We start from the raw sequence: 12165 nt of genomic DNA, 5'->3' as shown, positions 1-12165 counted from the left end.
GGTGTGCTGTTCACCGTGCGGAAGGCGCTGCCGCTGCTTGCGGAAGGCGCATCGGTAATTCTCACCGGCTGGACGGCCGGGAGCGCGGGCACGGCCGCATTCAGCGTGTATTCCGCTTCGAAGGCCGCGGTACGCGCATTCGTGCGCAGCTGGATTCTGGACCTCAAGGATCGACAGTGGGGAATCTGCAGCTAGGGAACGTTGCTCCCGGAGGCGCGCAAGCCGCCCGTCCATTGTCTGCAGACTGAGAACTCGCCTCGACAAGCGCGCGTCGCGCACCGAGATCGGTGCGCATAGCCGAGATCTTTCCGCCCTTCATTGGAACGGCGTCGTAAAATGCCCGCATCGTGACGATGAACGTTCGCAAGCATCCCTTTGTGCGCTATCTTCGCACCCGCTCTCATGGCATCGCATTAGATATCAATAGCCACGTCATTTTGTGTTGACGAAGTGGCGGCACGACTCCTAAGGATTGGACAGTTGGCGGTCTGGCGAGCGCGGCAAGACATCGATCACCGATTCCAGATTATTTTCTTCGAACGTCTAATTAAGGCATCCTTATTATTAAAGGAAAGTGTCGGCGTTTCATCTTTTTGATGTAACAAGAAGAAATACAAAATGCGAATGGCATAAGGGCGATGAAGGCCTTTTTTGCTCAAACGTGCGAATTACGCATACCTGTCATATCTTCAATCAAGTAAACCTAAAACTATGCGTGCTCGTAATATTGCGTATGGCGGCATTTCTGCCGTAACGCTAGCAGTGGTTGCAGCGGCGACGTCGATACTTTCGGCTTGCGGAAGCGATTCAAAATCTCCTCCGACGGCAAGCGTCGCTAACGCAAGCTGGTCGCTCCCGACGGCAGAAATGCCACTGGGGCCGTCCGGACTTGCGGAAGTCCGTACAAGTGAACAGATACGTCCCGGCGTCACCTATTACCAGATCACCCGGGGACAAGCTGCTGCAACCGACTTTTGGACGGTGACAGTGGAGTTCGCAAAGGATCAGGCCTCGGCCGCCCCTGCGGTTGCGGCAATGACTGCTTTAGGTTTGCAGGTTCGATTCGATTCAGCGGGGCTTGCTCCTGACGGAAGCCAGTTAGGTTTCAACGTCTCTGTTGGGCAGTTCACGACACAGGCGGCGGCACAGGCGGAGGCAACATCCATCGCTGCCGCCACCCAAAACGCTTTCGTCCCGACTGTTCGTAGTACTGCTCTTGATGGCAACCCTGCGTCAACAGGCCCGTGGATCGTCAACATCACTGCTATTTCCCCGTCATTCAAGGGAAACCTTCAAAACATCATTGCTGGCGCGAATTCGTCCGCGGCCGGGGGAATCCTGGGCCTCGGCGGAGAGACACCGCAGGCGACGGTGGGGCGACTCGGCGGTATCGTCGGGATCAACGCGGGTTACTGGTCAACCAACGACAACGCCGCAGGTGACGAATTAAAGGGCCCGGCCGGTGCAATTGTCTCCGACGGTAACCTGGAAGGTATGTCAGCGACTGGCGAGGCAGGCGTGACGTTCATGCAGGTCAACGGTCACCCGACTGTATCGTTCCTTTCGAACCTGTCGTCCGTCGTTACGGTGACAAACAGCCAGGGTGCGAGTGCATCGGTCACCGGCATTAACAGCGCAATTCTTGGTCAACATTTCAGCTGCGGAAGCCCGGGAGCCGCACCTTCGGCCGTTCGTGCCCATGACTTCACCTGCGTCAATGACAACGATCTCGTGCTATACGACGGCAATTTTGCGAGCGGACGGACCTCCGGTGTGACAGTCGACCCAGGCTACAAGGGCGACACGTTCGAAGTGCTGGTGGATGCCACGGGCAAGGTGCTTTCGGCAGGCGCGACGCTTGGCGCTCCAGTCCCGGCCGGTGGTTACGTGCTCCAGGCACTAGGTACGAGCGTGACGTGGCTTCAGCAGAATGCGCCCGTGGGCACGATGTTGTCGGTAAAGAAACAGGAGCTGTCGGGCACCAACCCTGTAGCGCTTGCCCCCGGTATGTCGCTCGCCGCAGCTGGCCCCGAGCTGCTGCCCGCTGCAAGCGTGATACAAAGATCGGCGGCTGACGGGTTCAATCCTACATTTGCCGGCATCGATCGTTCCAGTTTCTACTGGGGATTTGTCAACGCGCGCAATCCACGCACGATGATAGGGGTCGCGCCCGATGGCACCATTCTGCTAGCAGAAACTGACGGACGGCAGCCGGGCCTCGCGATCGGCACATCAATGCAGGAGACAGCAGCGCTTATGCAATGGATGGGGGCAGTCAATGCGTTGAATCTCGATGGCGGCGGCTCAAGCGCGATGGTCGTCAATGGCATCGATGTCGGCCATCCATCGGACAATACGCCCGCAAACCCGACTCAGCGTGCTGTGGCCACGTCGATTGTCTTGACCGGCAGTTGATCCGATTGGGACTGTGTCGCCCGGGATAGGTCGGCAGTGTGGTGCCGGCCTCGTATGTAGCGCCGGACCGTGTTTCGGGATACGAAGCATTGGAATGACGTTGCGGAAACGCCGGAGCAGCGCGCCCACGTCCAAGACGGAGCGCTCTTCGTTTGCTGAGGCTGCACTGACGTCGACAGAAATGAAGCACATGTGTGATAGCTTTGCCTGGTTCTGGTTGATCCAGCTAACACCGTCTCCACTACTTATTGGTCGATCGCGGAAACCGCCTCGCCTGATCATGCGACCGATTACTGCTCAGTACTTCAGCGGTTGCAGATAGGCCATGATCTCCTTTTCTCGTGCAGCGAAGGCGGGCGGAACCTTAAAGGTCTTCCCCAGTTCTTCGTAGGGTTCATCGATGGTGAAGCCTTGCGGCTTTGACACCGTCGCCTCGAACAGCGCACCCGCAGGTGTGCGTACATAGATGGAATCGAAGTAACCGCGATCCTTGGGCTCCGAGGTATCGGTGAAACCGAGGCCCTCAAGGCGTGCCTTAACGTTCATCTGCTCGGAATGTCCGTCGACCTGGAAAGCACAGTGATGGACGATGCCCTCTCCAAACGTCCAACTTGCCGGCTGAAGACCGGGTTGAACACGGAAGTCCACGATCTTTCCTGGAGCGCCGTCACCGAAGGCATAACGCATATAATCGCCGTCGGTGTCCACCAGACGCGCGGACCAGCCAGACTGCATAAATTCTTCAGAGGGCGTCATCGTCGGAACGCTGACGGTGACCGAATGCGTCCCACGCACGCCGAGGTCGGTCGGCACCTCTCCGTTGGAGTAGGGCTTGCGATTGTCGTCCGAAATACCGATGAGTTCGTATTCGATACCACCAGGATTCTGAAGCCGCACGCCACGCTCGCCGAAGCGCTCAAACTCAACGTAAGACAGACCGTAACTCTTCAATCTTTGGCGCCAAAATGAAAGCGCCGAGACCGGCACGGACAATGACACTACGTTGATCTGGCCCGTCCCTTTTCTTGCTTTTCGTCCGGACTGGCGCATCGGGAACGTTGTGATCAACGTGCTTTCCTCGCCATGGTCGTTCCCGTAATACAGGTGATAGATGGGCACTGCGCCATCGTAAAGCGCTGTCTTCTTGACGCTCTTCAACGACAAAACCTTGGTGTGAAAATCATAGTCTTCTTGTGCATCGCCAACGCACAGCGTGACGTGGTGATGCCGGCGAATTGCTGCGTTAGGTTCTGTCATGACCTGCCTTGATATAAGCCAATGATGTGTTTGCCTTTATAAGCATGGATGCTTCGTCCGACATCCCGGACAGTTCGTGATTGCTCGAATCGCGTTGTGTCCACTACATAACGCGCTGCAGCGTCAACCTATTCCGGCGGATGTGATCCTAATGGCGTGTCATTGCCTGCGCGGCGCCCGCACCTCCGTTGGGACGAACGCGGCTATCTGCCTCAACCAATAGCGGGTTCCGGTTCGTTGGCGAGCGCCGCCAGTGTTGGCGCAACCAATAGACCAAAATCGCGACGTCGTGCCCGTGACCGGCGTGCCGAGGCTCACGTCGGTCCTGGACGTCGTCTTGAACATCTGGATGCCGTTGCTCTGGCCGGACACCACTTCCACCGCGCCCGGCGACGATGGGCCAAATGTGTCGGTTCACGCGTTATCGCTCATCGCGAAATGCTGTGCGTAGTTCCATAACGCAGTGACGGTATTGCCGTCGAAGTAGCCAGGCACCTGCGCGGCCGATCCGAACGAGCCGCTGGCGCCGGCGAGAACGCTACCCGCCGACGTGAAAAGCGGGAACGCGTCCATTTTGCCGTTGTCCGTAGCGAGCTGTTCCGTTGCGTAACCGTGGCTCTAATTTTTCGTGTTCACCTGCGCGCGGTCGAGGCGGAACGGCTGTGACAGTGCGCTCGTCAGCATGACGGCACCGACATTCGGCAGCAGGGTTGCCACGCCATAGACCGCGGCACCACTGATGTTCGGCGAAGTCTCGTTACCGTTGGGATTGTTCGGTGCCAGCTTTCCTGCGGCCTGCAGCGTGTCGATATCCGTCAGCGTGCCTGATTTGAACTTTCGCTGTTAGCTCGCGACACTTTGCGTCGATCGAGGAAGGTCCCTTTGCGTTGCCAGATTGCGCAAGTTCAAACGGGCAGAACGCTTCGGAAAAACAAGCGCGAGATTGCATCATCTCCTTATACTTACCGCTCGACGGTTCGTTTTACTCGTCGCCAGACGGCAAGTATGGCGTACCTGACCTCGATACTTTCCCCATCCGTACGAAGGTAGCGAACTCGAGCTATCTGTTCGAAACACGCAGTGCTGAACTGCGGGCCGAAGGGCATCGATATGGCGTATGCCGCCGCCGCGACGATGCAACGCGGGCAACACCTTGGTTCAACGGTCCTAAGTCTCCCTTCCTGTCATTTTCGGCCTCGGTTTTGGCGAAATATTTCAGAACAGCGGAGACAAACCATTTTTTTTTGACTTACTTCACGCGTTGCGATGTGGGCGGCAGACGTGAACGTTTCAGGCATCGCCAAATGACTGACGGACAACGATAAAAAACGTCCGTCAGCTATCACAACACGGTCACAGTCAGCTCATAACGTTCACTCCCGCAGAAATCAGCAATCGCTTCTCAACGTTAGTCCGCGGAGACTACCGACATGGCACGTGCCTATCCCAACGTATCATCGAGTTTAAAAACCATCGTTGTCGCTACCACGTTTGGCCTTGCATCGCTTTGCGCGCTCGCGCAAAGCGATGCTGCGAAAAAAGGCTTCAGGATTCCTGACCCGACCAGGGAGATCACACAGAGCGGCTACTCTCCAATCTACGTCGGTGTCGACGCAGAAACCGGGACCGTGCCGTCGAATCCGGCCACTGCGGGTGGACCGCCAACTATCAGCCGCGCGTATGTGATGCGCGTCGACCTGCTCGCTCCCGGCGTGTCACTCGAGACGACGCAGCACAGTGGTCCACTCAATACGACCGCCGAAACGATTGCGCAATTCGCGGCGCGCACCGGTGTGCGCGGCGCGATCAATGGCAACTTCTTTGCTCCGTGCTGCAACGCCCAGCCGGAGCCAAAGACCGTGATTGGCCTATTGGTGTCCAATGGAAATGTCGTGAGCCCTTTGACGAGCGATCCGACGCAAAGTGAAGCCGTGCTTGCGGTTACGCGCCAGAACCGTGCTTTCATCGCGCAGGCGACCGAAATCTCGCAGGCGGAGCTGCGGGTGATACAAACGGCCATTGCAGGTTCGGCGATTCTACTGAAGAACGGACAGGACGTAAGCGCGCAAAGCCCCAATGAAGGCGACCCGCTGAACCCCAATCCACGCACGCTTGTCGGTCTGTCGGACAACGGACGCTTCCTGTACATGGTCGTCATCGACGGCCGCGTGCCCGGTTACTCGACCGGTACGACAAACGAGCAGTCGGCCCAGCTGATGAAGGCCATCGGCGCCACGGATGCGATAAACCTGGACGGTGGCGGCTCGACGGAGCTCGTGCGGGCGGACCGGATCGGAATGCCTTTTATCGTGAACACGCCGAGCGGCGGAGTCGAGCGCTTTGATGCCGTCGGGTTCGGTTTTCACGCGCTGGCGCTGCCGGACCTACCGCATTTCTGATCGTCTGCTACTGCAAGATGATGGCTAACTCGTTGACAGGAGGCACCTCCTGAACGCGCATTTTAGATTTTTCGTCGGACTCTCCGGACGCCCGCATCAGCCAAGACATTAGGCGCGAGCGTCGGAGAGGCTGGCGTTGCGCAGAGCCGTTCACATGCGCCCATGTGATCGGCGTTACTCAACGCGCTGACGCGTTGGATGAAACTGATCGCCGATGGTCTTGAAAGGATTGTCCGGGCAAAGAATGAAGGCGCAATCGCACTGTTCTCATTGCTCCACGCTCGGCTTCAGCAAATATTGATTTGATACTGCAATACGGAAATATCTTTCGTACAAGACTTGTCCTTTAAATCAAAAACCGAGATTCAACGCCAATATGTCAAAACATTCCAATCCGATATCAAGTTTACCTAATCAATCGTCGTCTGACCGCAAATTGGACAATGAACAGCGGCGCAGCTTTCTAGGCGGTGCGCTGCGAACAGTCTCGGCTCTGCCGCTGCTGGCTAAGTCACTACCGTCGTTCGCTAATGGCAAGAACTCGGCCGGCGGCCACTACGACTTTATCGTGCTAGGTGCCGGGTCGGCAGGATGCGTGGTCACCCGTCGTCTCATCGATGCGGGCCACCGCGTGCTGTTGCTGGAAGCCGGGCCCAAAGACACTTCGCCCGCGATACACATTCCGTCGGAAGTCGGCACCCTATATGGCAGCAACGTCGACTGGGCATTCACGACCGCGCCGCAGACATCCGCCGATGGCCAGAGCATCTTTTGGCCGCGCGGGAAAGTGGAAGGTGGCAGCAGCGCAATCAACGGCATGATCTGGTGTCGCGGTCAGCCGCAAGATTATGACGCGTGGGCTCAAGGCGGCGCAACGGATTGGGGATATCGGAACATAGAACCGTATTTCCGTAAAATCGAGCATTTCAATCTGCCCGACCCTCAAAGTGTGCACGGCCATCATGGCCTGATGCAGATCGGGCGTCCGCAGTTCACGCCGCTTACGCGGGATTTCGTGCAGGCGGCGATCGAGGCAGGGTTCGATTTCCGCCGCGACTATAACGATGGCACGGACAGCACGGGTATCTCTGAGTCGCAGATGACGATGTTTCCAAACAACATGCGCGCCAGCGCATGGACGTGCTACGTCGAGCCAGTCATGAACCATCCGAATCTAACAGTAATTGTCAATGCGCTGATTGACAGAATTGAGATCGCGCATGGACATGCTCAAGGTGTAAGGTTCATGCATCGCGGTGAGACGTTGACGGCGCGCGCAGATCGCGAAGTGCTCTGCGCCTGCGGGTCAATCATGTCACCGGCCGTGCTCATGCGTTCTGGCATCGGTCCAGCGAAAGACCTCGCCGCGCTTGGAATCAAAACGGTGGCCGATCTGCCAGGCGTCGGTGAAAACTTGCACGACCATGCGACAAGCCCAATGCTCTGGAGCACCAGCCTGGCTAATACCCCTTCCGTGACGACCGGACAGGAAGCGAATATTTTCATGCGGTCCTTGCCTGAACTCGATGCCTGCGACGTGCAGTTCCTTCTTTCGACAAATACGTTTCCGATTCCAGGCTTTCCGACTGTGACACAAGGGTTCGTTGGGCTGCCGAGTTGCCTGACGGTCAGGAGCCGCGGCCGCGTATCGCTCGTAAGCGCCGATCCCGCCATTTACCCGTTGATCGATCCGCGGGTGTATTCCCATCCGCACGATATTGATGTAGTGGTAAGGGCATCGAAGGCCGTGAGGAACGTGATTGGCCAGGCTTCGTTGAGTTCTTGGGGCATCACCGAAGTCGCGCCCGGCAACAGCGTTCAGACAGACGCTGAATGGCTGGCCTTTGCGAGGAAAGCTGCCAACACCGGTTACCATCAGGTAGGAACCTGCAAGATGGGCGTCGACGACATGGCCGTTGTCGATCCCGAGCTGAAGGTGCGTGGCGTGACGGGTTTGCGTGTCGTTGATGCCTCGGTAATGCCGCAAGCGACGCGCGGTAATACGAACGCACCGACGTTGATGATCGCCGAAAAGGCGGCGGACATGATTCTCGGGCGATCGCGTGAAGAGCGCGGACAATCGCACGACGAACGCGGGCATGCGCACGCATAGCATATAGGGATGCAAAGTGAAATGAACTCGGCATATCGAGCTGGCGATCGGTTGCCGAGTGGGATCACTGCGTCACTCTAGCTGTCTCGGGGAAGGGCGCACGCCACACGCATCTTCATTGCGGCCGGCGCCACCCGCGAGAATCACACCTCGCTGGTGACATTGGCCGGACCATCGTGGGCTCCGTATCGATCGCATGCCGCTTCCCCGACCTTCAGGTATAGCGCGGGAATGGTCTCGTAATCATGCGCCCCCGAGCGAATCGGTGCGGCCATGTCGATCGCGAGGCATTCATACGTGTGTTTGTCCAGCGACCCCGAGCTTCGTGCTGTCGGCGCCGAACAACTGCGTTTCATTGCGACAGAAGTCGATCAGGTCGAACTCCAGGGATGCGGGCTGGGTAGCCACGCGAGCATCAAAAATGCATGGCGCGCCGAAGACGTTCATTGTCAATCTAAACGCGACAGATTGTAACCCGAGACCTAATTGACTACGCATGATGTTCGCGTAATCTTTCGGTTCGCTACCGCTCGGTTCGGTTAGCAGGTGCAATCATCGGTGCGGCCCAGGACCGATGCACGTTTCTCCACCCAGCTCGAATGGCATACGCGATCGTTTAGTCGATGCCGTTGAGCCACTTCTTCTCATCGCTTCTGAAGACTTAGGGAATTAAAATGTCCAAAATTCTGGTGCTGTATTACTCGTCTTATGGTCATGTAGAGGTAATGGCAAATGCCATCGCTGAAGGTGCAAAGTCCGTCGCCGGGACGACTGTGACGGTCAAGCGCGTGCCTGAGACGATTGCGGCCGAGCAAGCGAGGGCCATTGGCATCAAGCTGGACCAGTTACCGCCTGTTGCGACTGTTGACGAACTTGCGGAATACGACGCTATAATCTTTGGCACTCCGACTCGCTTCGGTAACATGGCCGCGCAAATGCGCAATTTCCTTGACCAGACCGGAGCACTTTGGGCGAAGGGGGCGCTGGTTGGCAAGGTCGGCAGCGTGTTCGCCTCGACCGGCACGCAACATGGCGGCCAGGAAACTACCATCACGTCGTTCCATGCGACGCTTCTTCACCACGGAATGGTCATCGTTGGCGTCCCGTACGCGTGTGCCGGCCTGACAAGAATGGACGAAATTACTGGCGGCACGCCTTACGGCGCGACGACCGTCGCAGGCGCTGACGGCAGCCGCCAACCGAGTGCGAATGAACTCGACATTGCTCGTTACCAGGGAAAGCATGTCGCGCAGATAGCGGCGAAAATCGCCTCGTGACTTGCCATTCTGGCGATCCTGAATTGCACGGAGTCGCTATTAGAAAGTAATCTCGCGCCGCTGCCGAGCCATTATCCGGCTCGTCGGCGTCGACGTTCTGCATCTTCAATGCGCGCTTCTGCGTTCATATACGTATATCTGTTGTCGGGCACGATCGAAAGCCAGGTTGACGATGCGCCTGTACGAATTCCGCTGGCGCCAAAGCCTTGGCCGGAGCCTACCGATATGTATCGGGCACCAAGCTCTCGCCGATTCTGGTTGACCTCGTCTATTTGCGGGTGTCGCAGATAAATGGCTGCGCATACTGCCTCGACACGCATATGCGTGACCTCCTGGAACGCGGAGAAAAGGTCGAGCGGCTCGCTTTGTTGCAGGCATGGCGGGAAGCCGGGCCACTGTTCGATCAACGGGAGCGAGCTCGGCGCGGTCCATGTCGAGCTGGTCCGGCGCCGGCCTCGTGTTCCATCTCGCGCCGTCGGACGAAGGCAAGGCCGCGGTGTTGAAGCACGTGCAGGGTAAAACCTGTGAGAGGAAAGTTTATTTCTTGCCTTAGGCCTTTCATGGATGACGGGTTTAATTGGCTCGCCCGAACCTTACACGGCAAGGCTCTGTACCCGATGACGCCGCGTGGCCCCGATCGACGGTTATTTTGGCAACGATGACAAAAATCAATACGGTCTACGATCGTAAAATGGAATAAGAGCTTCCTACAGCTGTTAGAAGAAGAGCGGCAATGCTGGTCGACAAGCGGATTTCTTGCTGCATCGTGATTTTCAGATTTAAGAATAAACGCTGAGTCATCTCTATTTTGACGGAAGGGACGCTAATGGAATCAACAACGGGCACTCGAGTAACAGCCGACTCACAGCGAGCGCGTCGGGTTCTGCAACGGACTAAAGGAAAAAGCACCGGCCCGATCACTCGATTGGCAAGCCCTTCGGATATCGGACAATTGATCAAGCCCTTTGTGTTCCTGGACTACGTCGAACTCTCAGCGGCATTATCAATTGAAGGCCTTCTGCATCCCCATTCGGGCATCGCGACGCTTACGGCGCTCGTGGGAGGATCGCTGCACCTTCACGACAGCAAGGGACGGCCGAGGTCAATCATGGCCGGGGGCGTCGAATGGATGCAGGCTGGTCGTGGTGTATGGCATGGTGGCTCTGTAAGGAGCAGCGGAGCGGCAAGGGCGTATCAACTGTGGGTTGCGCTGCCGCCAGCGCTTGAATTGAGTGCGCCGTCCGAAATGTTTCTGCGACCAGAAGAAGTGCCTTCTGAAGGGCCCGCTCAGGTCTTATTGGGTTGTCTGAACGACCAGGAAAGTCCGATCAGCGTACCGCAGCCCATGACTTATTTGCATGTTCGTCTGAGCGAAGGGGAGAATTGGCGCTACACCCCACCCCAAGGTCATGACGTGCTGTGGATCTCCCTATATTCCGGATCGCTCGACGCAGGTGAGCAAGTTTCGGAAGGGGAGATGGTGATCTTCGAGAAATCCGAGCGCAGCGTTGATTTTGTTGCGAGGGAGAACTGCGGTTTTGTACTGGGATCTGCTGCACATAGTCCTTTCGATCTGGTCGAGGGCTACTATTCCGTGCATACAAACACGGCGGCTTTGCACCGCGGTGAGCAGGAGATCGCTCGTGTGGGAGCACAGCTGTGCGCAGAGGGCCGGCTGACGCACGAACGTGCCATCCACGTCGCAAGCCAGATGTCGGCTGTGACAAAGAGCGTCAGCGTTAGCGACTGATGTCATTGCCAGCACGCCGCGAGGATCGGTCTTGCCGCGTTGGACTGGGCACGCGTGCGCTCGATTGGTTGACCGTTATTGTGGGAGCGGCACGGCGCTCCGGCCGACCACTGCGACCGCTTGAAGAGATTATCTGATCGCTGCACGGATAGGCGAGGCTGATCGTTGGTTCAAGGCCTTTCCGATCTCGTTTACCAGTTGCTGCTGCCGTTAGGACTAGGCGGCATACGGCACTAGCGCCGCCGGAGGCAGTGAGACTGCGGATCTGGAGAGGAACCATGAGCCAAGCCCACCGTCACACCCGAGCGGCGCATCATTGTCAAAGTCACCGGTCGTAACCGGCGCGCGAACATGCAAACCCGCATGTTTCCGGCTGGAATCAAACATATTTGATGGCCGTCGGCAGAGGTTTAATGCCATTCCATAACATGGGGTTGGACGCCGGGTCATGCTGAATTGAACAAGCCACTTTGACGACCGCTAGCTTGGGCGAGCCACGCGCGCGACGCCTCCACGTCGCGGGCCAACCGGGAGAGGCCGAGCCAACAAGTAGTTCGTTGCGATTGCGCATCGCTCCGGCCACCATTACTTGTCGACGTCTGAGCGTTCGACCGCCTGTACAACGGTGGCAATTGCGTTATTGACGGGGAAAATGCCGAGACCATCGGTGCGTACCATGATGAGGTTGGCCTGCTATCAATGACTTCGCCCGTGGCGCATATCCCGTTCAATGCAAGTTGCGGGGTGTTGGAAAATATCTGCTAGCAGAGGGAAGGCCATTTATATGTCGGGGCAGTAGTCGCCCGGCTTCCATAGTTATGAGCGATGGGGTTGCATAATGGTCTTTCACCGCGCAGCATACATTTAGAGCAAGGTTGCGCAAGTCGGAGGCCAAGCGGTCTTAGGAAGACAAAACATTCTACCAACTCCTTGGCTCACAGAACGACATGGCTA

At 57.3% G+C, this 12165-nt stretch carries 8 protein-coding genes and 2 pseudogenes; 8 read left to right on the top strand and 2 right to left on the bottom strand.

Annotated elements, in window-relative coordinates; translation table 11 throughout:
- Positions 1–177: pseudogene (locus tag QYH69_RS30740) on the top strand (SDR family NAD(P)-dependent oxidoreductase); the annotation flags it as partial.
- Positions 178–867: 690 nt separating this feature from the next.
- Positions 868–2415 (top strand): phosphodiester glycosidase family protein, encoded by a 1548-nt coding sequence (locus tag QYH69_RS30735; protein WP_308835442.1) that lies wholly within the window; start codon positions 868–870, stop codon positions 2413–2415.
- 297 nt (positions 2416–2712) lie between these two features.
- Here the strand turns inward: QYH69_RS30735 and QYH69_RS30730 are convergent, their stop codons facing one another.
- Together QYH69_RS30730 and QYH69_RS36175 are read right to left on the bottom strand one after the other, a co-directional pair.
- A complete protein-coding gene (locus QYH69_RS30730) occupies positions 2713–3672 on the bottom strand; it encodes a VOC family protein (RefSeq protein ID WP_308835441.1) in 960 nt (319 codons plus the stop codon).
- A 414-nt stretch (positions 3673–4086) separates the two neighbouring features.
- Positions 4087–4245, bottom strand: a complete 159-nt coding sequence (locus tag QYH69_RS36175) for a hypothetical protein (RefSeq protein WP_374992530.1) — start codon at positions 4243–4245, stop codon at positions 4087–4089.
- Positions 4246–5102: 857 nt separating this feature from the next.
- Here QYH69_RS36175 and QYH69_RS30720 point away from each other — a divergent pair.
- The 6 genes and pseudogenes from QYH69_RS30720 to QYH69_RS30695 all read left to right on the top strand — a co-directional run bounded on the left by QYH69_RS30720 (position 5103) and on the right by QYH69_RS30695 (position 11211).
- On the top strand, positions 5103–6071 hold the full coding sequence (locus QYH69_RS30720) for a phosphodiester glycosidase family protein (protein WP_308835440.1): 969 nt from the start codon (positions 5103–5105) through the stop codon (positions 6069–6071).
- 436 nt (positions 6072–6507) lie between these two features.
- On the top strand, positions 6508–8184 hold the full coding sequence (locus QYH69_RS30715; RefSeq protein ID WP_308835439.1) for a GMC family oxidoreductase N-terminal domain-containing protein: 1677 nt from the start codon (positions 6508–6510) through the stop codon (positions 8182–8184).
- A 674-nt stretch (positions 8185–8858) separates the two neighbouring features.
- Positions 8859–9461 carry an NAD(P)H:quinone oxidoreductase gene (gene wrbA / locus QYH69_RS30710; protein ID WP_308835438.1) on the top strand — a complete coding sequence of 201 codons (603 nt, stop codon included), beginning with the start codon at positions 8859–8861 and terminating at the stop codon, positions 9459–9461.
- A 206-nt stretch (positions 9462–9667) separates the two neighbouring features.
- Positions 9668–9880: pseudogene (locus tag QYH69_RS30705) on the top strand (carboxymuconolactone decarboxylase family protein); the annotation flags it as partial.
- 11 nt (positions 9881–9891) lie between these two features.
- On the top strand, positions 9892–10014 hold the full coding sequence (locus QYH69_RS30700) for a hypothetical protein (protein WP_308835490.1): 123 nt from the start codon (positions 9892–9894) through the stop codon (positions 10012–10014).
- 273 nt (positions 10015–10287) lie between these two features.
- Positions 10288–11211 carry a pirin family protein gene (locus QYH69_RS30695; protein ID WP_308835437.1) on the top strand — a complete coding sequence of 308 codons (924 nt, stop codon included), beginning with the start codon at positions 10288–10290 and terminating at the stop codon, positions 11209–11211.
- Positions 11212–12165 lie beyond the last annotated feature (954 nt).

This window comes from Paraburkholderia sp. SARCC-3016 (genome assembly GCF_031119615.1).
In the GTDB taxonomy this organism is placed as follows: domain Bacteria; phylum Pseudomonadota; class Gammaproteobacteria; order Burkholderiales; family Burkholderiaceae; genus Paraburkholderia.
Note: the sequence above shows the minus strand (reverse complement) of the source record. Positions and strands in the feature narration are given on the sequence as shown.